Origin of the sequence: Micromonospora sp. WMMD967 (assembly GCF_029626165.1) — a bacterium.
GTDB classification, from domain to species: domain Bacteria; phylum Actinomycetota; class Actinomycetes; order Mycobacteriales; family Micromonosporaceae; genus Micromonospora; species Micromonospora taraxaci.
The window spans coordinates 1733527-1756038 of the sequence record NZ_JARUBK010000001.1 but is presented as its reverse complement, the minus strand read 5'-3'; the positions used below and the strand labels follow the sequence as shown (position 1 = coordinate 1756038).

Below are 22512 nucleotides of genomic sequence, written 5' to 3'. Positions count from 1 at the left end.
CGGCACGGCGGAGGGTGGCGGCACATGATCTGGTACGACACGACCATGCGGGACGGCGGACAGCCGTCCTTCGGGGATCAGGTGTACGAGCGGCTGCTGCGGGAGCGGATCGTGTTCCTCGGCACGGAGGTGACGGAGGAGTCGGCCAACCAGATCTGCGCGCAGATCCTGCTGCTCGCCGCCGAGGACGCCGACTCGGACATCTACCTCTACATCAACTCGCCGGGCGGTTCGGTGAGCGCGGGGATGGCGGTCTACGACACGATGCGCTACGTCCGCAACGACGTGGCCACGCTGGCGCTCGGGTTCGCCGGCTCGATGGGGCAGTTCCTGCTCTGCGCGGGCGCGGCGGGCAAGCGGTACGCGCTGCCACACTCGCGGATCATGATGCATCAGCCCTCCGGCGGGATGGGCGGCACCGCCTCCGACATCACCATCCAGGCGGAGAACATGCTGCACGTGAAGCGGACGATGCAGGAGTTGATCGCCCAACACAGTGGACGGACGCTCGACGAGATCCAGCGCGACTGGGACCGGGACCGGTGGTTCACCGCCGAGGAGGCGCGGGAGTACGGCCTCGTCGACCATGTGCTCAGCCGAGCCGAGCAGCTGACGACCGTCTGAATCCGGCACCTACCGCCCTGGCCTCGACGCGCGGCGGCTGCCGCTCGCGAAATCGGGTAGCGGCCGCCGGTTAGGGTCACGTCTATGCGTCGACTGATCCCAGCTATTTCGATTGCCCTCGCCGCGACCCTCGTCGCCGGCTGCAACACCAACTCCGGCACCCCCGCGGCATCAGGATCGTCCGCCGCGCCCAGCGCGTCCAAGCTGGAGCCGGTAGCCGCCATCCGGCAGGGCATGGACCGCAGCCTCGCCGGCACGCTCACCATGGACGCCTCGGTGAAGGCCGGCAACCAGTCGGTCACCATCACCGGAAAGATGGACACCGCCGCCCGCACCCTCCAGGCCACCGGCAAGGCCCCGGAACCGATCGAGGCACGGATCATCGGCGACACCGCCTACATCAAGTCGGACTCCGGCGACGGCGGGAAGCCGTGGATGAAGATCGACCTCACCAAGCTCAGGCCGAACAGCTCGCTGCGCCAGTCCTTCGACCTCAAGGCGCAGACCGGCCTCATCGGCGGCGTCGTCTCCGCGCAGGAGGTGGGCGGCGGCCGCTACACCGGCGTCGCCGACCTGGAGAAGGCCGCTGCCGCCGCCAACACGGACGGCGGAATGCGCGCCGGCCTCGAGTCGACCGCCAAGCTGGCGAAGGACGCGAAGGCGATCCCGTTCGAGGCGACAATCGACGCCGACGGTCGCCTCACCGCCCTCTCGTACACGATCGCCACGAAGACCCTCGGTGACCTCGTCACCGAGATGCGGATGAGCGACTTCGGCAGGCCCGTCACGGTGGAGGCACCTCCGGCCGGCGAGACCGAGGCCGCCGCCGAGGACATGTACAAGTTCCTCTGACCGATTGGCACTGTGGGCTGCGGGTACCCGCAGCCCGCAGTGTGTCGCAGGTCACGCCGAGGTACGTAACATCAGTGCGCGCCACCCCGTCCTTGAGGCAGACAGCCACAAGGGAGGGCACATGTTCGCCACGTACGTCACCGTCACCATCCTCGCCTCGGTCTTCACCGGCATCGCCGCCGTCACCTACCTGATGGGCCACGACTACCCGAAGGCCCAGGCGGACATGAAGCGGGTGCCGCACTCCTGGTTACCGAGGTTGGGCGCGGCGCTGGCCGCCGGCTCCCTGGGACTGCTGGCCGGGTTCGCCGTTCCACTCATCGGAACACTCGCCGCCGCCGGCCTTGTGCTGTACTTCGTCGGCGCGCTCGTCGCACACCTGCGGGTCGGCTCCCGCAAACTCGTGGGATGGGCGGTCTTCTTCGCCACGTCGATCGCCGCGCTGGCGGTGAACCTCGCCTACCACTGGTGATCCGGCACCGACATCAGCGCTGGGTGGCATACCACCGCAACGGTCGACGGGGCGAGTATCCGCTGGTCCGACGGCCATTAGCTGATCTTCGAGGTGCCCCCGGCAGGATTCGAACCTGCGACACACGGTTTAGGAAACCGATGCTCTATCCCCTGAGCTACGGGGGCGCGAGGGCCCAGTCTAGCGACCTGGGGGTTCACCTGGGGTGGCAGGGAGTGGCCCACGTTCACGCACGTTCCCCGGACCGCCGTTCTCCCAGCCCAGGACCACACGCCGAGCACACGAACCCTGGTTTGCGACCGGAGGTCGACCATGGTGACCCGCGTTGGCACCGGTTGGCCCGGGTTGGCCGGTGAACGGCACCGCCAGATGCTGCTCGATCATGGTGAAAAGGCCGGCTGAGCTGTTCGTCGAAACTGTCCCTGTCGACGGTGGCCTCCTCGATCATCGCCTCAGCACGGCGGTCCCCTTCGAGGCCATCGGCGGAGGATAGCGGACCGGCGTCGGGGTGCTCGGAGTTCGATGCGCGAGGATGCGGTGGCCGAGTTCGTCGATCTTCGCCGGGAGGTGGAGCGGCTACGGGCGAAGAACGCCCGGCTGGCGCGTCTGCTCATTACCTCAGACGCTCCGTCGCGAGGACGGCGTCAGGCACTTGCCCAGGCTGATGTCGTCGACGTAGGTGCCGTCGATGAGGAACTCGTCGGCGTGTCGGCCTTCGACGGCGTAACCGTGCTGTTCGTAGAGCCGGATGGCGCCGGTGTTGGTCCCCAGGACGCGCAGTCCGATTTTCTTCGCACCGTGTGAGCCGGCGAGACGTTCGGCGGCCGAGAGCAGGGCCGAAGCGATGCTCATACGACGGGCCTGCTCGGCCACCATCAAATTCCACAGGCCGAAAACGTGAGCCCCCTCCGGGAACGGCCCCGCCCGGTGGGTGCTCACGGTGCCGACTACCTGGCCGCCGAGCGCGGCGACCAGGTGCGTTTCGGGCCTCCGTCGTTCGTTGAAGTAGGCCGTTCGCTGCTCGGCGCGGGTGGAGGGTAGTTCCGACCCGACGGTCCACGCCGAACGGTCGAGGGTGAGGAGAGCGGCGTCGTCCTCGGTTGTGGCAGGTCGCACCAGGGGCAGCCAGTCGACGGTGAGCGGGTCCCTGGTCGCGAATCGCAGCAGGTGGCGGGTGATGGTGTCCGCCACCGCCGCGATGTCGTCCACCGCGCCGGCTCTGACGATCAGGTCGAGGTGGGCGGTCGAGGCCACGAGCAGGCAGCTGCCGACGCTGAACGTGATGGACCCGCGTTCCTCGTCGATTTCGGTGGGCACCTTGCGCCCCATGTGTGAGACCAGTTGCTTGAGATAGCGGTGGGGGCGGTCGGTGACGACGCGTGCGGTCGAGTAGAGCATCTGATGCCTTTCCGGCAGTTCAGGCAGCGATGACCGCGTCGGCGGGGCGGCTGTCCTGGATCTGGCTCTCCCGGTCGGAAGAGCCACGGAGCGCCGCCTCGACCCGGCGGTTGCTGGTCATGGTCGACGTGACGGCGGTCATGGCGAGGAGGAGGCCGGCGGCGGCGTAGAGCGGCGTGCGTACGTCGAAGGTGGTGGCCAGCCAGCCGCCGAGGATGGCCCCGATGGGGGCGGCGCACATGGCCAGCATGCGGGAGGTGGAGGTGACCCGACCCATCAGGTGGGCGGGGACGATCGCCTGCCGCAAGGAGGGTGCGAGCACCATCGTGGCGCCCATGCCGGTCCCGCAGACGGCGAGCGCGAGCCCGGCCACGTACGGGTTCGGTGCGGCGGCCAGGCCCAGGATGGCAAGCCCTTCGGCGGCGGCTGTGCAGGTCAGCGCGGTGCCGGTGCCGAGTCGTCGGCCAAGGTGTACGGCGATGCCCGCACCGAGCAGGCCGCCGGTGGCCTCCGCCGTGAGGAGCAGGCCAAAGCCGTACGTGTCGATGCCGAGGCGGTCGTGCGCGAAGATGGCGAGGACGGTGCCCACGGCGAGGAAGGCGATGTTCCCGACCGCCGGGCGGAGCGCAAGCCCGAGCAGCAACCGGTTCTGGAAGACGTACGACGCGCCGGCCCGCGCCTGCCGAAGCAGCGACTCGCGGGCCTCCGGCATGGGCCGGGACACGGCGGGCAGCGACCGTACGAGCAGTGCGGAGAGTGCGAACGACACCGCGTCGGCGAGCAGCGGAACCGCTCGCCCGAGCGCGAGCAGCGCACTGCCCGCGGGCGGGCCCGCGAAGCCGGACATGGCGGTCTGCGCGCCACGCAGGCGAGAGTTGGCTCGCTCCAGGAGTGCAGGGTCGCGGCCGAGCAGATCCGGCAGGTAGGCGCTGGCGGCGGTGTCGAAGAAGAGTCCACCGAGGCCGAGCAGGAAGGCGACGGCCGCGAGCAACGGAATACTCAGCACGTCGAACGCGGCCGCTGCGGCCGGTATCGCGAGCAGCACCGCACGCGCCGCGTCCGTGACCCACATCGTGCGTCGGCGGTCCCAGCGGTCCACCAGCGCACCGCCGAGCACCCCGAAGAACAGCCATGGCAGTGTCCCGGCGGCCGTGACGACGGCGAGCGCCATCGGGTCCCGCGTCACCAACAACGCGAGCAGCGGCAGCGCGGCGTGCGACACCCCGTCACCGAGCGAGGACACCGTCTGTGCAGCCCACAGCCGCCCGAACCCGACCGGCAACCTCCGCAGGTCAGAGGTCATCCGGCACCTCCCTCGACCCGCTCGCGCGGTGCCGGGTGGAACAGAGCGATTGGCGCCTGTAACCGCGCCCCCGCTGTCCCCGCACCTTCGGTGTCCGTAGCGCCTTCACGACGCCTGCCCGTCCGAGCAGCCGTACTCGACAGCCGGCACTTCCCCGCTCATCGGCGGTGTGCCGAACCAGTGGGAGAGCGCGTCTCGCAAGGTCGTCCCAGCGGTGGCGGTGGGTTCGTCGAGCGTCGCGGCCCAGGCGACGTGCCCGTCGGGGCGGATCAGGAGGGCGTCTGCTGGCCGGATGTCGGTCTTCGCGGTGCGGATGTCGACGCGAGCGACCCAGTCGCCGGCAATCTGGCGCAGCTCGGGGCGGTCGGCAAGGTCGAGGAAGACGGGCCGCGCGGTGTGCATGAGCTCCGCGACGCTGGTGATGCCCCGATCGGTGTGCAGGGTGAGGTCGGGTGCGAAGGCGCCGGTCAGAGGGTGGTGGCCGGCACCCGGCATCGGGTAGCGGACGTCGGCATGAGCGACGAGTGCTCCCATCCGGCGTAGCGCCGGCTCGTCGATGACCAGTTCCTGGAAGACCTGCCGGAGCGCTTCCGCGGCAGGGTCGTGTCCGCGCCTCAGTGCCGCCTGGGCTCGGGTCTGCAGCTGTGCACGTGCGCCGGCGAGGTGACGCTCGTCGTGGTACGTGTCCAGCAGGCCGGCCGGCGCCCAGCCGTGGATGTCGGCGCCCAGCTTCCAGGCGAGGTTGACCGTGTCGAGCATGCCGACGGTGAGTGCCGTACCGGTGGCGGGGAACAGGTGGGCTGCGTCGCCGGCCAGCATGATCCGCCCGTGGCGGTAGCGTTCGGCCTGCCGATCCTTGAACGTGTAGCGCGACAGCCGGATCGGTTCCCCCAGGGGGAGGTCCGCGCCGAGCACACGGCGAGCGCTCTCCGCGAGTTCGGTCAGGGTCAGCGGTTCGTCGTCGTCGTACTCGGTGGTTTCGTCCTCGGTGATTTGCATGAACAGGACGCCGGCGGTGATCGCGAACGCGAACACACCGCGGTCCGTCCGGGTGAATCCTGGGCGGATCCGGCCCAGCCCGGGAACGTCGATGTCGCCGTTGTCGAGCACCGTCACCGAGTCGGGCACGGTGACCTGACCCAGCCTGTTGACCTCCGGGTAAGTCACGCCGGGGAACGCGATCCCCGCGAGGTCGCGGATCCGGCTACGCGCGCCGTCGCAACCGACCAGGTATCGAGCGGTCACTCGGTCAGGCCCGTCCGGCCCACGCACGTCCGCAGTCACCGTGGCGTCGTCCTGGGTCACGTCGACCACGTCGTGTCCACGCCGGACGTCGGCGCCGAGTTCCCGCGCGCGTTCCTCGAGCAGTCGCTCGACCTCCCGCTGCGAAATGGGCATCGCCCGCATCGGCGGATCTGCCAGGTGCGTGAAGTCCAGGTGCATGGTGCCGAACGGAAATCGAGGGGCCACCTGAGGATTGCTGCTGGCCTCCTCGAATCGCGCCAGAATTCCCCGATGGCGTAGCAGGTCCAGGATCCGCCCGCCGAGGCCGCTGGCCTTCGGGATGTCTCCCGGCTGCGGGTGGCGCTCCAGCACCACCGTTCGGGCTCCGGCCAGGCGCAATTCCCCGGCCAACATCAAGCCCGCCGGACCGGCGCCCACGATGATTACGTCAGTCTCCATTACTCGCCATTCCCCTCTGAGGTTCTCTCTTGCTCGTGGCACCGCCGTCGTGGCAGGTGCCGGCGTCAGCCGGTCCGCTCGCTGAGTTGTTCCACGTGGCCGGCACGTAGCTGTAGGTGCGCGGCGGCGAACCGAGCCCGCATCCGACGGTCGTGGGTGACGACGACCACCGCGCCCGGGTAGTCGACCAGTGCCTGCTCCAACTCCTCGACCAGAGCAGGGCTGAGGTGATTGGTCGGCTCGTCCAGCAGCAGCAGGTCGACCGGCTTGCTGACCAGGCGGGCCACTTCGAGCCTGCGGAGTTGTCCGTACGACAAATCCCGCACCCGCAACCGCAGGTCAGTCGGCCGAAACAGGCCCAGCGACAGCAGTTCGTCCGGGTCACCAGCCGGCCCGCCGGCGAACGCTTCCAACACGGTCAGGTTCGGCGACCACGGCGTCATCTGCTGCCGCAGGTGACCGATCCGGCCCTGGGTGCGTACCGTTCCATGGTCCGGGCGCAGTTCTCCTGCCAGGACCCGGATGAGGGTGGACTTGCCCGCACCGTTGGGCCCGGTGACCAGAAGCCGGTCCGTACCGCCGATCCGCAGTGACGGCACGTACAGCCGGTCGGTGACGCGAACCTCGATGAGCTCGGCAACCGTCTCCGGGGCGTCCTTGTCGACGCCGGTGATGCTGGCCGAGAACACCAGCGGGTCGGGCGGCGGCGCGACGGGGTTTGCCGTGAGACGCTCGATGCGCTCCTTGGCGTTGCGGATGCGTCCCATCGCACCGTGATCACGGCCGCGGGCACGGAAGGCGCCGTGCCCGAACTTGGCCATCGGCGCCTTCCGCGGGATCGCTTCCAGACGGAACGCGTTGGCGGCAGCGAGCTTACGGTTACGGACCAGCTGGTGGCGCCAGTCTTCGTACTCCTGTAGCCGACGGCGGCGTTCGGCGGCCGTGGCGGTCAGGTACCCGTCGTAGCCGTCGCCGTGGCGTGTCACCGTGCCCTGACCGACGTCCAGGATCGTGTCGGTGACCCGGCTGAGGAACTCCCGGTCATGGGTGACCGCGACCAGTGTGCCGCGGTGCTGCCGCAGGCGCGCCTCCAGCCAGCCCACGGCCTGATCATCGAGGTCGTTGGTCGGCTCATCGAGCAATAGCAACTCCGGCTCGGAGGCCAGCGTGGCAGCCAGCGCCAACCGAGAGCGCTCCCCACCGGACAGGATGCCCAGCGCCCGCGTACGGTCCAGATTCGGCAGGCCGAGCCGGTGCAACGCCCTCTCAACCCGGGTGTCCGCCCCGTACCCGCCCCGTGCTTCGTAACGGGAGACCAGCCCGGCGTAGTGGTCCAGGCCGGCGACGAGCTCAGCCCTCGACAAACCGTCCAGTCCGGCCTCGGTGTGCATGATCAGCGACTCGAGCTCGCGGAGGTCGGCCAGGAAGAGGTCGATCGCGTCCTGGACCGAGGCATGTGGCGGCAGCGCCAGCGACTGGGCCAGGTAGCCGACCCCTCCCGGGGCGATCACCGTCAGGTCTCCGTTATCGGGTCGGTCCACTCCGGCGATCAGGCGTAACAGGGTCGACTTCCCGGCACCGTTGTCGCCGATGATGCCGACCTTCTCGCCCGGTTTGACGCTGAAGGACACGCCGGCCAGCACGGTGCGCTCGTCGTAGCGGCGGATGATGTCATGCAACGAGAGTTGCGACGCGAGCAAGACGCCCCCTGATCTGGCAGGTGGACAAGGACATGTTGGTGACGGCCGTTCGGCCGCGACAGCCGGGTGCCGACGGAGGGCTCTCGACCGGTTGCGGCGCCGCCTCGTTGGGCTACGTTCACCGAGGTGGCGCCGCACACCGGCCGGGCTCACGCCCGCTTCGTGAAGGCGGAACGCGCCCACAGGTAGCCGGCGAGGGCGATGGCCACGCGCCAGGCGACGACGACGGCCGCGTCGGTAGTGTCAGGCGACTTCGCCGACAGTCCTAGCGCGACCGTGAACCAGCCCGCCGCGAACGCGAGCAGAACGACGACACCACCCACGGCGAGCCAGTCGGTCAGGCCCGCCTCCGGGCTGAACCCCAGCAGGAAGGCCACTCCGACGAGCGCCGCAATGGCGATCACGTTGCGCCGTCGGCGACCAGGTCACGCACGATCGACCATGGTGCGGCGGCTGCGCGGGTCCAGCCCCCGTCGTCGGCTCGTCGAGGAAGATGATCCGCGGATCGCCGACCAGCGTCATCGCCAGGTCGAGCTTGCGCCGCATGCCACCGGAGTAGGTGGAGGTCGGCTTGTCCGCCGAGGCGGTCAGCTCGAACCGGTCCAGCAGGTCCGCGACGATCCGCGGGCCGCCGCCGGCGACCCTCCGGTTGAGGTCCACCATCAGCTGGAGGTTCTCTCGTCCGGTCAGTAGTTCGTCGACGGCCGCGAACTGGCCGGTGACGCCGATGGCCGCGCGGACCGCCCTGGCGTCGGTGGCAAGGTCGTGGCCGGCGACACGGACGGTGCCGCCGTCGGCCTGCACCGGCGTGGACGTCGAAGTCGATGCCGTCGAGGACGGTCTTGTCCTTGTACGCCTTGGGCAGGCCCGAGACCGAGATCGCCGGGATGGTCACGTGGTCACCTCCGGGTTTGCCGCAGCGGCATCGAGCGCTGCGATGATCTTGTTGGTCATGTCGGCGACGGTGGGAGCGGGTGCGCCCTGCCGGGTACGGACGGCCGCGTCGAGGGCGACGACGACGGTGCGGCGGAAGTTGTCCACCTCGGACGGGGCATGCTCGGCGAGCAGGCGCATTGCCTCGGTCAGGGCGGGCAACACGCGATCGGCGATCTGGGCCACCGAGCCGCCACTCAGGTCCATGCCCGTGGACTTCTCCGCGAGCACGTGCCCGACCAGGCCGGTTGCCGAGGCCAGGGCGATGGACCCATCGGTGGCGATCCTGTGGGGAGAGCCGCCGGCGGCTCCGGCGGCCGACAGCAGCGTGACCGCGCCGTACGCGGCCGTGCGAAGCGTGACTTTGTCCTGGGTGGAAAGGTTGACGGACACGGTGGTGAGCTCCTTGATGTTGACGTGGGCAGGTGGCGACCGGCGGGTGGCGGCCCGGGGTCACCGGGCGGGTCTCGGGCTCCCGACCGGGGCGGCCCACGTCCGGAGGCGGACAGGACCTTTCATGACGAACCTCTCTTCATCGGGCATGGGTCGGCCCGGACGTGCCACTGGATCGGAGTCAGGGCCGCCGGTTACGGCAGGGTGAGCTCGTAATGGAGACGCCGCCCGAATGGGCGGAAGCCCAGGTGTCGACGCAGGGCGACCAGGTCGGAGTCCCCGTCGGCAGTGCGGGTCTCGATCTCCTCGACGTGTGGATGGATCTCGCGTAGTCGGGTGAGCAGAGCGGCGTTGACCCACAGCCCCAGCCGCCGGCCGCGATGACCGACGAGCACGGCAGGGCCGTACTGGTGGGCGCGAACCTGTGGCAGTGCACCCGTCATCGCCACGACATAGGCGACCACCCCGCCGTCCGCCTCGGCGGCGCTCACCACCGCGGCACCGGGCCTGCTCGGATGCCGGAGCAGTTGCTCGACGCTGGTCGCGCCGCACGGATCCCCGGTCCAGTGACGCAGTCGGTATCCGGGGTGCTCGACATCGACCAACTCACCCAGCCAGGCATGGTGGACATCGCAGTAGGTGAGCAGTTCATGGCTCCCGGATCCGATGCGCCGAAATCCGTGCCGTTCACAGAATGACCGCGCGGCGGAACCCGGGCTGGTCTCCACGATCACCCGCCGGCCCACGGCGTGTGCGCCGACGGCGGCCAGCAGCCGCGATCCGATCCCTCGACGACGCCACTGCGGCTGCACGTACAGGTTCAGCTCGAGGGTGTCCGGCTGCGGGGCGGTCGGTGCCGGCAGCTCGTACTCGAACGGCATGACCGGACGCAGGTCGGCGACCCCGGCCACCGCACCGGGCGACGTTACAGCGTGCCAGCGTGGGGTGCCGAGATGATCCGGCGCTGCCACGATGTCGATCACGCTTTCGCTCATGCGTCCACCATCGTCCGGCAGCCCCGGCCGATCAACGCGGAAGATCGCATCGCCGCATTAGCCAGCGGTGATCGATCGCCGACGGGCCCGGCGACGGCCGGTGGTCCGCGCCACGCTCGCGCCGCCCGTTCTCGTCGCGGCCGTAGACTGCCCAGTTCCAGGCCACGATGATCGGAGACAGGGCCGTCCGGTGGAGCTGCGCGATATCGAGATCTTCCTGACACTGACCGAAGAGCTTCACTTCGGTCGTACTGCCGAGCGTCTGCACGTGTCCCAGTCGCGGGTCAGTCAGTCGATCAAACAGCAGGAACGCCGGATCGGCGGAGGCCTCTTCGAGCGTACGAGCCGTGCTGTTCGGCTCACCCCGCTCGGCGAGCGGCTGCGCGACCGTCTCCGCGCCGGCTACAGCGAGATCATCTCCGGCATCGAGGAGGCCACCGCCACCGCCCGCGGCCAAGCCGGCACGCTGACCATCGGCACAATGGCCACCCACTACCAGTCGGTCGAGGCCGTCCTCGACCTGTTCCGGCAGCGGCACCCGCAGTGCGAGCTGCGCCTGCGCGAGATCCTGCCGACCGACCCGCTCGGGCCGCTGCGGGCCGGTTCGGTCGACATCGGGATTCTCTGGCTGCCCATCCGCGAGCCCGACCTCACGGTCGGGCCGATCCTGCACCGGGAGGAGCTGGTGTTGGCGGTGGCCGCCGGTCATCCGCTGGCCGGCCGGGGCAGCGTGGAGCTTGAAGATCTCGGCGATCATCCGGTGGTCTACCCCGAGGGACCCATTCCGGACTACGTGTGGGAGGCGCACACCCCGTCCACGACCCCGGCGGGACGGCCCATCCGGCGCGGGCTGGCCATCGTCACCCTCGAGGAGGCCTTCCGAGCGATCGCCGGCGGCAGCGTCGTTTCCCCGATCGGATCGGACGTGGCAGCCACCCGGCAACGAGGCGACATCACCTTCCTGCCCATCACCGACGGACCGGTGCTGCACTACGCGCCGGTGTGGCGCAACGGCGGAGAGAATGCCCTGGTACGCGCCTTCGTTCAAGTCGTCACAAAGGCTCAGCAAACGACGTAGTCGGGCCTTGCGTCGTCCTTCCCACCGGCAGACCGTGACTGCGGCTCGACAAGCTTCTGACTGCCGCGCGCCACAGATTGGCCGGTGCGGGAGAACCCGCACGCCCGGGCATACGTGAAGTCAGCACGCTGGGCCTAGCTTGGCAGGCCGACTGGCATGGGCGGGTTCTCCGAGGATGAGCTGCACGCGGCTGTCTCCCGGTACGAGGCGACGCGGGCGGCTGCGTTGACTGAGCGGGACGAGCGGCTACGGGCGTTTCACACGGCCGGGTGGCGGCCGGTGGATCTGCAGCGGGTCACCGGATACAGCCGGGAAACGATCCGCCAGGCGCTACGACCGAAGGTCCGGCGGACGACCGACATCAGCCGGCCGCAACGCCCTTCTCGCCCTCGCGCAGCGCGCCGACCGTGGCTTCGACCCACGCATCTTCGCCGACGCCCTCGGACAAGCCACCCAGCTCGATCCCGACGACTTCGCTTAATACCTCGTCACCGGCCCCAGCGCTGGACGCCCACAAGGCCCACAACATTCCTGCTGATCTTCGGCAAGCGATCGCAGCGAGCCCGCGAAGCGACCGGCACGCAACGGCAGAAGACAGAAAGCCGCAGGTCATCGACCTGCGGACACCGGTGAACCGTCGGGTTAGGAAACCGACGCTCCATCCCCAGCGACCTGGGGTTCACCTGGGGTGGCAGGGAGTGGCCCACGTTCACCCACGTTCCCCGGACCGCCGTTCGCCCAGCCCAGGGCCACACCCGGAGCACACCAACCCCGGTTCGCGACCGGCGGTCGGCCGGGTGACCCGCGTTGGCGCCGGTTCACCCGGGTTGGCATCCGCTGGGGAGCACACACCGCAGGCCTGAGCGGGGATCGATGCGGCAGACCCGTCGCAGATGTCAGGTCATGCTCGCAGGCCGAGCACCAGATAGCTGGCGAAGCTGACGAGCAGGTACCAGCTGGCCGCACCGGGCGACCATCGGGACTCGCGAGCATGCCAGAAGCGCCATCCCGCCACCATCACCAGGGAAAGTGGCAACAGCACGGCCACCCACCAGTACCCTGATGGCCGCGTCACGCCGAGAAACAGCACGATCGAGGCGATCGGTGCGGCGACGGCGAGCGCGATGGTGCCGCCGAGACCGAATACGGCAACGTACGTCCGCTCGCCCGGCCGGGCTGCTCGAGTAATCTTCTTGGCGAATTCCAGGTGGACGGACGCGAGCACCACCACCGCGATCGCCACAGCGCCGAGCCGTCCTGGCGTCAGCCCGGTGCCCTGCAGGAAGCCGACGTAGAGATACAGGTGCAGCAGCAGTTGCACCGGGAAGCTCACCAGGAGGTTGAGCATCAGGTTGTCCGCCGACGGCCAACGCAGCCAGTGATGGACGGCGATCACCAGGGCGCCGTACGCGAGCTGTCCGGCCAGGACGAGCGCGGCGAGCGGGTTGCCGGCGTTGAGCACGGGCAGCAGCAGCGCACCGGCGGCGTACAGGACGCAGAGATCGGTTCGGCGCACCAGACCGGCGGCCAAGGGTCGGCTGGGGTGGAGGCGACGGTCGTAGTCGAGGTCTCGTATGTCGTCGAGGGCCCGCATCAGCAGCAGGTTCACCGCCAGCGTGACCGCCGCCACGGCGGTGCCGAGATCCGGGGCCCAGTGCGCGGCGCGGGGATCAATCGCGGCGAACAAGCCGGTCACCCCGTACGCCCAGGCCCCCGCGAACAGCAGCGACGGCACCGGCGGATAGCTCCCGGCCACGAACCGGGTCAGTCGCGTGATCATGCAGCGTCGCTCCGTCCGGACCATCGGACCGGCAGGGCCCAGACCCCCCGGATGAACATCTGGTCGCGCCATTGCAGGGCCGACTCCGGCACCGCCAACTCCAGCCCGGGCAGGCGGCGAAGGACCGCCGCCAAGCCCTCCTGCAGTTCCACCCGGGCGTGCGAGGCGCCGAGGCAGAGATGCCGCCCGTGGCCGAAACCGAGATGGGCGTTCGGGTCCCGGTCGGGCCGGAACTGGTCGGCGTCCGGGAAGGCGTCCCGATCGCGGTTGCCCGCGTCGGTGAGCGGGATGACGACCTGTCCAGCAGCGAGGACTCGGCCGGCCAGTTCCACGTCCTGCATGACGACGTGCGGCTGCCCGCCGGTGCCGACGAACCACACCCACCGCAGCAGCTCCTCGACAGCCGCCGGGATGAGGCTGGGCTCGCGGCGCAGCGTCGCCGTCAGCTCCGGCCGGCGCAACAGCGCCAGGATGCACATCGCCAGGTGGGACGCCGTGGTCTCGCCCCCCGCCATCAGCAACCCGGCGGCGAAGACCGTGATCTCCTCGGTGCTGAGCCGGTCTTGGGCCCGGGCGGCCAGCAATGCGGTCAGCAGGTCGGCACCGTCCGCCGCGACGGCGGTGGCGTCATCCGGTCGGCGCTCGGCCAGCCGGTCTCGGACGTAGCCGTACATCGTCTTCTGGGCGGCGGCGACCTCGTCGGGAGGAAACCGGCCGGCCGACATCATGATCGTCACCAGTGGCAGTAGCCGGTCCAGGTCGCCGAACGGAATCCCGAGCAGGTCACAGGTGACCCGGTACGCCAGCGGGGTGGTGAACTCGGCGACCAGGTCCACCGGCTCGTCCGCCGCCTCGACACGGTCCAGCAGCTCGTCCGCGATGGCGGCGATGCGCGGTCGCGCCTGCTCCGCCCGGCGGTGGGTGAACCAGGCCTGGACGGCGCGCCGGCGGCGGGCGTGCGTGGGACCATCGCTGGTCGCCAGCGCCAGGCTGGCGGACTGGCGGGCGAACAACGTGCCGCCCTGCCACGCCTCCCGGCTGAACCTGGGATCCGCCAGCACGGTGCGCACGTCGGCGTACCGGGTGACGAGCAGGACCTGCTGCCCGCCGGCCAGCCGCACCGGGACCAGCGGTTCCTCGTGCAACAGCGCCAGGCGCTCGGGCTCCAACGCGATGCCCGGAAGGTCCGGCAGGGGAAAGTGCGGGCAGCGGCCCGCGGGGATACCGCCGGGGCCGACGGTGACGGGCGCGAGTACCGGCTCGCGGGTCACGACGGTCGTCCGAGCATCGGCGGGCGGATGGCGCCGACCTCGGCCTCAGCCCACCACTGCGGAACCTTCACACCGTCTCCCTTCGAGACTCCGGACGCCCGGTGGCCCACTCCGGCAGGGAGAGGATCTCGACGACGGCCGCCGAGACCGACACCCCCACCCCGTTGCTGATCATGAGTACGTGGTCACCCGGCGCGACCTGGCGGGTGACCACCAGGTGGGTCAGTGCGGCGAAGTGGTCGTTGACCGACAAATGGCCGAGGTCACGGCCGAAAGCGAGCATGCCGCGCGCCGGGTCGATGCCGATCGGCGCGAGCACGCTGCGCAGATAGCCCTCGCCGCCCGCGAAGACGTGGGTTGCCCGGGCGATGTCGGCCGGGCTGATCCCCGCCTCGGCGATGGTCCGCAGGCCCAGTTCGGTCCGGGCCGAGCTGATCGCTTGTTTGGCCGCCAGCGCCGCCTTCGGGAAGCGGCGGGCGAAACTCAACTGCCGTCCGGCCACGTCCACCGGCCGGTCGAAGGTGAGCGCCGGCGGAAACAACGGGCCCTCAGGCCGGTTCATCTCCTCCAGTTCGGGCAGCGACACGGAGGCCATCGCCCGCACTCGGGCGAAGCCGTCGACGGTGGACAGCACGGCGGCGGTCGCGGCATCACCCATGATGGAACCGCGGCCGGGGTTGGCGCCCGAGGCGTACCGCCACCGGTCGAAGCGCGGCACACCGAAGTTGTCGGCCCCGGTGACCAACGCAGCGGTCCGGTGACCGGCGCAGAGGTACCCGTACGCCAACTCCAGCGCGGTCAGTGCCCCGTTGCAGCCCTGGCGCAGCTCGGCCGCCGGGATGCTGCCGCCCACCGTGTGCCGTAGTACGTACTGGTGCGGCGACCAGTAGTCGGGGCCCTGGTCACCGACCGAGGCGTGCAGCAGCAGAGCGATCTCGGCACGGTCGAGCCCGGACCGCGCCAGGGCCTGGTTCGCGGCGTCGACCGCCATGTCCGGGGCGGAGATCCGGCCGGCCACCGCCGCGCCCGTCCAGCCGCTGTTGCGCCACTCGTGCTCGTCGTACCAGCCGGCGGCGACGGCGTCCTCGGCCGCGACGGAGGCGGGCAGATAACTGGCCAGCCCGGCGAGGTACAGCTGCGGTGTCCTCACGGGGTCGCCCCGTCGGTGACGCCCGCCGGCACGCGAGCACCGGGTACGACCGGCTCGGCGGAGAGAAGCCGGACAGTCCCCGCAGCCCCGTCCAACTCCACCAGCGCACCGTCCGGGATGCGGGTGCTCGCGCCCGCGACGGCGACCACCGTCGGAATGCCCAACAGCCGGCCGGTGATCGCGGTGTGCGACACCATGCTGCCGCGTTCCACCACGATGCCCTTCGCCGCCATCATCAGCGGCAGCCACCCGGGGTCTGTCTCCCGCGCGACGAGGATCCGGTCCGCGCACGATTCGGGCGGCACCGCGGCATCCAACACCACCTTGGCGCGGGCCTGGACCCGGCCACTGCTGGAGGCCAGACCCCGCAGGGTGTCCCCCTCGGCGGCCACCGGCGTCGGCCCGGTGCCGGACCGGGCGACCAGCCCGGGACAAACCGGTACGCCCTTCGGCGTGGTGAAGTACGCCGGCGGTTCCGGACGGTCCGCCGCGACGGCAAGCTCCACCCTCCGTCGCGTCACCACGGCGCGCAGGTCGGCGTCCGCGACGGTGCCGTCGAAGGCGCCGAGTACCTCCTCGACCCGCAGGTGGGCCACGTCGTCGACGGTGTCCAGCAGATCCGCCTCGACGAGCGCGGCGGCGAGCCGCCACAACACGTCCCGGGAGAGCCCGTACAGCTGGCTGCGGCAGAACCGCGTGTCCTCCCGTGCGGTGAGAAAGAACCGCAGCACACCGAGGGTGGCGCGCAGCACCGCCCGCCGGGCCGGATTCGGGCAGGCGGAGCGCAACTCCTGCCGAGCCTCGTTCCGGGCCCGGCGCGCATCGGCGAGGCTGCCGGCGACGGTCAGTCCCTGGGTGACGAAAGGGCGGATCGTGGCCAGAGTCATCGCGGGGCGTTGCCGGGGAGTGGGCACCTCGAGCTTGAGGTCGTGCAGCGCCCGGTCCCCGTACGCGTCCAGGTGGCGGACGAAGGCGGACGCGACATCCGCGCCGTACCGGCCGGCCGTGATCTCTGCCCACACCTCGGGCTCCGGTCGTTGAAGCACCGCCATCCGCAGCTCCGGTACGGCGTTGACCAACTCCGCCAGGCCGATCGCCGACCGGACCGCGGCGAGGGTCCGGTTCGGCCGGCCACCCGCCACCAGGCGGGGCAGCAGCGCTTCCCCATCCGGCACCCAGCGCCGCAACAGCACTGTGGTGGCGCCCAGCGCCGCCAGGCCGAAGTAGCTGCTCACCATTGTGGTCCCCCACCGGCGTTCGACCTCGGCCCATATCTGGCGATAGCGGTCGATCAGCTCGTCCGGGGTACGGTCGGCGAGCCCGCCGGTCTCCACCACCAGCGCGTCCCACCAGCGCAGAAATGCCCGCAGCTCTGCCGGCTGGCGGGCGAGTAGCAGCGCCAGCCGTGGGGCGGCCCGCAGCACCTCCCGCCACGCCCGGCCTGGCGATTCGGGCGGCATCCCGGTCCGCTCGGTCAGCCCGAGCGAACGCTCCCACAGCGGGCGCATCAGCGCGAAGCCGGGAATCCGCCCGTGCAGCGCGAACCAGGCGTCGAGCCGGTAGAAGACCCGCCCCTCGAGGTAGCCCACCATCCGGCTCAGATGATGACGGTGCCTCCGCAGGGAGCGTTCCGGCACCCCCATCCGCCGGTAGAAGTCCGCGAAGCCCACCTGGTAGAAGACGCACGCCTGCGAGTACGTCAGGGCGCCGGTGAACCCTGGGAAGCTCTCCGTCAGGTTGTGGTTGGTCCACGGCACGGTTGCGTGGTCTGGCCGGACACCGTCGACGGCAGCAGTCGGAATGACCGCCGGTCGAGCCTGCACCAGGTGGACGCGCCCGTCGGCGGTGAGGGTGCCCTCGATGTCCTGGGGACCGCCGAAGAGGCCCTCCACCCGGGCGGCGAGGGCGCAGATCTCGTGCACCTCGACGTCGCTCAGCACCGGTGGCTCGGCCAGCCGGGCGGGGACCGGTAGGCCGACCGGACCGTTGTCGGGCCGCGCCGGGTCCAGCCCGACCATCGTGCGCTTGGTGACCGTGTCGGCGTGCACCGCGCCGGTCGCCCCGTCGACGAAGTAGTGCTCGATGTCGGCCTTCTCCTGCACGATGCCCTCGCCGATGCCGTGCGCGGCGGCGATCACCCGACGGTCCGTGCCGGTCCGCGGGTCGCGGGTGAAGGCCACGAACGAGCGGACACCGGGCACCATGCGCTGGACGCCGACCGCGATCCGCACGGCGGCCGGGTCGACCCCCCGATGCAGCCGGTACACGGTCGCCTCCGAGTTGTACGCCGAGGCCCAGCAGTCCACGACCCGGGTGATCAGGGCGGCCCGGTTGACGTACAGGAAGCTGTCGGACATGCCCGCGAACGGCTCCTGCGCGCCGTCCTCGCCGGTGCCGTCGGCGGCGGCCACCACGCAGGCCCGCACGGCGACGAGACCGTCCGGCCCGGCCAGGTCGTCGAACGCGGCGAGCAGCCGTTCCGCCAGGCTGGTCGGCACCCCGGCGGCGCGGACGCGGGCCCGGTTCGTCTCCGCCCACCTGAGCACCTCGGATGTCTCCGCGTCCGGGCCGGGGAACGGGGTCGGCGCCGGCACCACCGCACCGAACGCCTCCCCGGTCAGGCAGAAGAACCCGGGCACCTCGAGCCCGGCCCGACGCATCACGTCCTGTCGAGAGAACTTGAATCCCACCAGCGTGGGGTCGGCCAACGCCGGCCCGGAAAGGACGAGCCGCATCGCTCACCACACCCCGGGAACGAGGCGGGCACGGCCACCGGCGTACACGGGGTAACCGGGAACGGTGAACAGCACCCGCTCCTCGACCCGGATCCGCCACACGATCACCGCACCGAGCGCGATGAGGAGGAGCAGGCTCAGCGGATTGCCGAAGAAGACCACGAAGGCGGTATTGGCCAGCAGCATCCCGGTGTACGCCGGGTGCCGGGCGAACCGGTACGGCCCGGACGTGACAATCGAGTGGTCGCGGTATCGAACGACGTGGTGCGAGTAGAACCGGCCCAGGGTACGAATCGCCATCAGGCGCAGCACCACCGCGGCGACGAACACCACCGCCGGGACGGCCAGCCATGGCGACAGGTGCTCCCGGTGCACCGGCCCCAGGATCGCCGACACGCCGGTCCCGATCCTGGCCAGCGCGTACGGCAGCAGCGTGTGGTTCTCGGCGGCCAGCTCGTCGGGGTGACGCACCGTGATCCGGGCCTCGCTCAGGAGCCACAGGAGATACCCACCACCCATGGCCGCCGCAGCCAGGTGCACCGGCTCGTCCGGCCGGCGCAGGTGACCCCCGATCCCGATGACGAACGCCACGACGGCGGCCGGCAGGAGGAAGTGCAGGCAGGCGACGGTCATCCGCTGGGTCATGCGACGCCACCGGTGGCGCGTCGGTACCGGTCGTAGGCGTGCGCGCTCAGCATCTTGACGTGGAAGCGCAGCGTGCCCAGCACCGGGGCCCGATCGTCGGGACCGATCAGGTCGAAGTCACACCATGTCCGACCGGTTCCGAGCGGGCAGTTACGCCAGCGCAGAGCCAAACCGGACGTGTCCGGCAGGTCGATGGGCAGATCGGCGGTCACCCCCAGCCACATGATCTGGGTGTCCTGCGGCCAGCGACCCACCCGGTGCACCAGCAGTGTGCAGAACTGGCGGGCAGCCTCGATCAGGCATTCGACCGCATGGGTGTCGCCACCGCGGCCCGTCAGGGCATGCCCGGCCGGTGGCACCAGTACCGGAGCCCTCAACCCGTCGTCCGTCTGCTCGGGTTCACCGATCATGATGTTCTCCGCGCGGACCCGGTGCACCAGCAGCGCCTCCGCCGGCCGCGGGCGTAAGGGTGCCGCCGGTGGCATCGTGACGGTGCCTGCGGCTTCGAACGCGAACCAGCCGTCGGCCGCTACCGCCCCACCCTGCCGGACGTACACGTCGTACCGGCCGGCGCCGCCGACCACCTCCAGCTCCGGGGCGGGTGCGAGTTCACAGATGCGACGGAAGGTCAGCGCGGTACGCAGCCGGTGGGCAGCCGGACCTGCGGCACCGGCCCGGGCCAGATCCCACGCGGCGCAGAAGAGCAGCATTCCCGGCACATGATCGAGGGGATGATCGAAGAAGAACGGATCCGACGGGTCGACGCGCAGGTCGGCTGTCCACCGGTAGCCGTCGTCGTCGTGTCGCCGGACGGCGTCCAGTAGTGCGGCGCTGTCCGCAGCGGGCTGGACGATGGTGGAGGGATAGTTCATCTCGCACTCAGCCCTTCCTGCTCGGAACGCCCGCCATCGCTACGCGACCAGCGGTCCAGGTGCAGCACTGTTTCCAGTGGTCGACGACGGGCGGGACGGAACTCCGTGCCGATGGCGTGCGCGGTGGGGATCAGCGCCGCCTGGCGGATGTGATCCGGCAGGTCCAACACCGCCGACACTTCACGCTCGTACGCCAGATGCACTGTGGTCCAAGCGGTGCCGAGCCCTCGAGCGCGCGCAGCGAGCATGTAGCTCCACACTGCGGGCAACAGGGAACCCCAGAGGCTGGCCTGATTTCCCGTAGGTAGTTCCAGGGCTTCCAGTTCCAGACAAGGAATCACCAGGACCGGCACGTCGGCGATATGGTCGGCGAGGTGCCGAGCACTGCGGATGGTGGCAGCCGGATAGGGGTCGGGGTTCGCCTCGAACCGTTCCCGCCAGGCGCGGGCATACCAGAACCCCACTGCGGCACGTTGCCGCGGATCGGTGACGACGATCCAGTGCCACGGTTGCACGTTGGCCCGTGACGGCGCCTGCAACGCGATGCGCAGACATTCCTCAATCGTGCTCGAATCGACCGGGCGGGATAGATCGAGCCGATTGCGGACGGCCCTGGTAGTAGTGAGAAGCTGATCCGGCGCCAGCATGTACCCTCCGTCGTAGTTGACGCTCACAGAAGCAGTAGCGCCAGCTGATGGTCAGAACCGCAGATGAGTGGTCGGGTGGCGTGTCGACATCGGCCTGCCGATCATTCAGTGATGAGCAACCGACCCATCGTGAGAGGCAGTTCGGACCGTCTCGAAGTTGAACGCCTTGTCGCGAATGGTGACTGTCCACGAGACGCCCGCCGTGAGTTCCAACACGATGCTCGGCATATGCCACTCGTATCTCACCAGCACGCCCTGGTCCGCACTCACGTCCGAGCCGTCGTGCGCCGACACATTGCCGTAATTGTTGACGGCGAAGATTTCGGGCGTGGCACTCATCCACCCGATCCGGGTCCGGCCGGCCTCGATGAAGTCATCTCGCCGCTCGACGCCGGACAGCAGATCCATCTGCCGCCGCTCCTCGTCGCGATAGTAGTCGCGGATTTGGATGCCAGAGCTCTGCTCAACCACGTTTCGTGGCAACGGCAGGAACTGAAGCGAGTTACCCAGGGTCAGCTTGGGCGAGTAAAGACTGTTCTTGAGAACGAACATGTTCTTGCAGTCGCGCTTGATGAAGTCGGCCCTCATTTTGTCCAGGAAGGGTCCGATCTTGGCGGGTGAGGTACAGCTCTCGGCGAACTTGACGGGGAGTTTCTTGTCAGCGCCGGAGGGCGATTTCTCGACCGGCGGCATCAAGTCCGCCAGCTCATCTGGGCGGATCCCCAACTCTTTCAGGTTCTGTGCGATCTGGAAGGCGTCCTCCCGAGTTTTCAGGGTCTTCATCAGCGCCTGGTGGAAGCGGAAGACCTTGTATCCGTCCTGCAGCGGGAACGGCATGCACGTGAAGATCCCCTGCCGGTTCGGGTCGGAGCGGTAGGTCACCGAAGCGAGCAGGAAGCTGTCGTAGAAGTCTTCGTACCTCTCGGCGAGGAGCTCCTGGAAGGAGGAGAGGGGGAATTCCTCGGGAGTGTCGAAGGTCAGCTCGATCAGGTGACACTTCGCGAAGAACGGATTGCCTGAGAAGAAGTGCGTCACGGCCTGCTCGAACTCGGCGAGGTCGAAAGTCCTCTCGACCCGGTAGGTTGAGAGGGCCGGAAAGAACTGCGACGCGTTGATGATCGGGAAAGTGGTCAGGGAGAGCCTGAGCACCTTGTCGGCGAGCAAGACAGCCATCTCTTCACTTCCATTGACTGGTGGGCGGAGGGGAGCGCAGTCAGCTATTTCCTGCCAGAACGCAAGCGCTGGAACTGGTTCAGCGATCTGATTTCGAATCAGTGGTTCCACGCCGGTGGCGGGTCGCTGAACGGGCGGAGGGCTGATGCGACCGCGAGGCGCGGAACCGGGACCATTCGACAGCAAGTCAGTGCGCGGCGGCCTCGGCGCGCAGCGGCTTCAGGGCACCGGACCACGCGATCAGCTCGTCCAGCATCTTGTGCAGTGCCGGCTCGTGGTGTGGGCCGGGGGTCACGGTGCCCGGGTCGAGAGGGTTGGTGGGGTCGGAGAACGTGAAGTCGGTGAAGATCTGCAGACCGACCGCGGTCGCCACGTCGGCCACCTTCACCTCTGCCAGCGAGGTCCGCAGGTGCTCGACGGCGCGGACTCCGCCCTGAGTGCCATAGCTGACGAAACCGGCGGCCTTGTTCGACCACTCGTGGTAGAGGAAATCGATCGCGTTCTTCAGCGGAGCCGGCACGGAACGGTTGTATTCCGGGGTCACGAAGACGAAGGCATCGTAGGAAGCGATCGTCCGCGACCACTGGTGGGTGTGCTCGTTGCGGTACTGGCCGAACGCGGCCGGCATCGCCTCGTCGAGCAGCGGAAGACCGAACTCTGCGATGTCCACGATCTCGACGGCGGCGTCACCGGCTTTGATGGCCTCATGGCTGTTCGAGGCGTCTTGCACCCACTGGGCCACGTTGGCTCCGCGACGGCCGGGACGAGTGCTGCCGATGATGACGGCGATCTTGGTCATTTCCTACTC

At 69.6% G+C, this 22512-nt stretch carries 21 protein-coding genes, 1 tRNA gene and 2 pseudogenes; 5 read left to right on the top strand and 19 right to left on the bottom strand.

Translation table 11 applies throughout. The features are described 5' to 3' along the window. Positions 1 to 24 precede the first annotated feature (24 nt). The 3 genes from O7631_RS08310 (at position 25) to O7631_RS08300 (ending at position 1948) form a co-directional block, all read left to right on the top strand. Complete coding sequence (locus tag O7631_RS08310) at positions 25 to 624, top strand: ATP-dependent Clp protease proteolytic subunit (protein WP_278143747.1); 600 nt, start codon at positions 25 to 27, stop codon at positions 622 to 624. 84 nt (positions 625 to 708) lie between these two features. Continuing rightward, positions 709 to 1476 (top strand): hypothetical protein, encoded by a 768-nt coding sequence (locus O7631_RS08305; RefSeq protein ID WP_278143746.1) that lies wholly within the window; start codon positions 709 to 711, stop codon positions 1474 to 1476. A gap of 121 nt (positions 1477 to 1597) precedes the next feature. Further along, positions 1598 to 1948 carry a DoxX family protein gene (locus tag O7631_RS08300; RefSeq protein WP_278143745.1) on the top strand — a complete coding sequence of 117 codons (351 nt, stop codon included), beginning with the start codon at positions 1598 to 1600 and terminating at the stop codon, positions 1946 to 1948. Between the two features lie 94 nt (positions 1949 to 2042). On the opposite strand, the gene O7631_RS08295 is transcribed toward O7631_RS08300, so the two are convergent. From O7631_RS08295 to O7631_RS08255, 9 genes and pseudogenes are all read right to left on the bottom strand, one after another. Next, positions 2043 to 2115 (bottom strand) — tRNA-Arg (locus O7631_RS08295). Between the two features lie 451 nt (positions 2116 to 2566). Next, positions 2567 to 3346, bottom strand: a complete 780-nt coding sequence (locus O7631_RS08290; RefSeq protein ID WP_278143744.1) for a GNAT family N-acetyltransferase — start codon at positions 3344 to 3346, stop codon at positions 2567 to 2569. Between the two features lie 19 nt (positions 3347 to 3365). Beyond that, positions 3366 to 4649: an MFS transporter gene (locus O7631_RS08285; protein WP_278143743.1), complete on the bottom strand. Its 1284-nt coding sequence runs from the start codon at positions 4647 to 4649 to the stop codon at positions 3366 to 3368. A gap of 105 nt (positions 4650 to 4754) precedes the next feature. Continuing rightward, positions 4755 to 6332 (bottom strand): FAD-dependent monooxygenase, encoded by a 1578-nt coding sequence (locus O7631_RS08280; protein WP_278143742.1) that lies wholly within the window; start codon positions 6330 to 6332, stop codon positions 4755 to 4757. 65 nt (positions 6333 to 6397) lie between these two features. Next, a complete protein-coding gene (locus tag O7631_RS08275; protein ID WP_278143741.1) occupies positions 6398 to 8011 on the bottom strand; it encodes a TlrC/CarA/OleB/SrmB family ABC-F type ribosomal protection protein in 1614 nt (537 codons plus the stop codon). A 170-nt stretch (positions 8012 to 8181) separates the two neighbouring features. Then, positions 8182 to 8436 (bottom strand): hypothetical protein, encoded by a 255-nt coding sequence (locus O7631_RS08270; RefSeq protein WP_278143740.1) that lies wholly within the window; start codon positions 8434 to 8436, stop codon positions 8182 to 8184. Between the two features lie 11 nt (positions 8437 to 8447). Continuing rightward, positions 8448 to 8927 (bottom strand): annotated as a pseudogene (locus O7631_RS08265) (ATP-binding cassette domain-containing protein); the annotation flags it as partial. Then, positions 8924 to 9358, bottom strand: coding sequence for a hypothetical protein (locus tag O7631_RS08260; RefSeq protein WP_278143739.1), 435 nt, complete (start codon positions 9356 to 9358; stop codon positions 8924 to 8926). The pseudogene O7631_RS08265 and the gene O7631_RS08260, both read right to left, overlap by 4 nt. A 194-nt stretch (positions 9359 to 9552) precedes the next feature. Beyond that, positions 9553 to 10353 (bottom strand): GNAT family N-acetyltransferase, encoded by an 801-nt coding sequence (locus O7631_RS08255; RefSeq protein WP_278143738.1) that lies wholly within the window; start codon positions 10351 to 10353, stop codon positions 9553 to 9555. 100 nt (positions 10354 to 10453) lie between these two features. Here O7631_RS08255 and O7631_RS08250 point away from each other — a divergent pair, with 100 nt between their 5' ends. Together O7631_RS08250 and O7631_RS33265 are read left to right on the top strand one after the other, a co-directional pair. After that, on the top strand, positions 10454 to 11431 hold the full coding sequence (locus tag O7631_RS08250; RefSeq protein WP_278143737.1) for a LysR family transcriptional regulator: 978 nt from the start codon (positions 10454 to 10456) through the stop codon (positions 11429 to 11431). A 156-nt stretch (positions 11432 to 11587) separates the two neighbouring features. Next, a pseudogene (locus O7631_RS33265) lies at positions 11588 to 11842 on the top strand (hypothetical protein); the annotation flags it as partial. Here the strand turns inward: O7631_RS33265 and O7631_RS08245 are convergent. The 10 genes from O7631_RS08245 to O7631_RS08200 all read right to left on the bottom strand — a co-directional run bounded on the left by O7631_RS08245 (position 11793) and on the right by O7631_RS08200 (position 22503). Continuing rightward, positions 11793 to 11960, bottom strand: coding sequence for a hypothetical protein (locus O7631_RS08245; protein WP_278143736.1), 168 nt, complete (start codon positions 11958 to 11960; stop codon positions 11793 to 11795). The pseudogene O7631_RS33265 and the gene O7631_RS08245 overlap by 50 nt on opposite strands. Before the next feature lie 372 nt (positions 11961 to 12332). Then, positions 12333 to 13211 carry a hypothetical protein gene (locus O7631_RS08240; RefSeq protein WP_278143735.1) on the bottom strand — a complete coding sequence of 293 codons (879 nt, stop codon included), beginning with the start codon at positions 13209 to 13211 and terminating at the stop codon, positions 12333 to 12335. After that, entirely contained in the window at positions 13208 to 14482 is a 1275-nt protein-coding gene (locus tag O7631_RS08235) for a cytochrome P450 (RefSeq protein ID WP_278143734.1), read from the bottom strand. Before O7631_RS08235 ends, O7631_RS08240 begins: the two co-directional genes overlap by 4 nt. 67 nt (positions 14483 to 14549) lie before the next feature. Then, the gene (locus tag O7631_RS08230; RefSeq protein WP_278143733.1) at positions 14550 to 15632 is read right to left on the bottom strand and encodes a ketoacyl-ACP synthase III family protein; all 1083 of its coding nucleotides are present in this window, start codon (positions 15630 to 15632) and stop codon (positions 14550 to 14552) included. Continuing rightward, the gene (locus O7631_RS08225) at positions 15629 to 18367 is read right to left on the bottom strand and encodes a PEP/pyruvate-binding domain-containing protein (RefSeq protein WP_278143732.1); all 2739 of its coding nucleotides are present in this window, start codon (positions 18365 to 18367) and stop codon (positions 15629 to 15631) included. The genes O7631_RS08230 and O7631_RS08225 overlap by 4 nt, the downstream gene beginning before the upstream one ends. A gap of 3 nt (positions 18368 to 18370) precedes the next feature. Then, complete coding sequence (locus O7631_RS08220) at positions 18371 to 19012, bottom strand: isoprenylcysteine carboxylmethyltransferase family protein (RefSeq protein ID WP_278143731.1); 642 nt, start codon at positions 19010 to 19012, stop codon at positions 18371 to 18373. Further along, positions 19009 to 19884: an AfsA-related hotdog domain-containing protein gene (locus O7631_RS08215; RefSeq protein ID WP_278143730.1), complete on the bottom strand. Its 876-nt coding sequence runs from the start codon at positions 19882 to 19884 to the stop codon at positions 19009 to 19011. Before O7631_RS08215 ends, O7631_RS08220 begins: the two co-directional genes overlap by 4 nt. Beyond that, the gene (locus O7631_RS08210; protein ID WP_278143729.1) at positions 19881 to 20558 is read right to left on the bottom strand and encodes a nitroreductase family protein; all 678 of its coding nucleotides are present in this window, start codon (positions 20556 to 20558) and stop codon (positions 19881 to 19883) included. The genes O7631_RS08215 and O7631_RS08210 overlap by 4 nt, the downstream gene beginning before the upstream one ends. A gap of 78 nt (positions 20559 to 20636) precedes the next feature. Continuing rightward, on the bottom strand, positions 20637 to 21704 hold the full coding sequence (locus O7631_RS08205) for a hypothetical protein (protein WP_278143728.1): 1068 nt from the start codon (positions 21702 to 21704) through the stop codon (positions 20637 to 20639). Between the two features lie 187 nt (positions 21705 to 21891). Then, complete coding sequence (locus O7631_RS08200) at positions 21892 to 22503, bottom strand: NAD(P)H-dependent oxidoreductase (RefSeq protein WP_278143727.1); 612 nt, start codon at positions 22501 to 22503, stop codon at positions 21892 to 21894. Between the last annotated feature and the right edge of the window lie 9 nt (positions 22504 to 22512).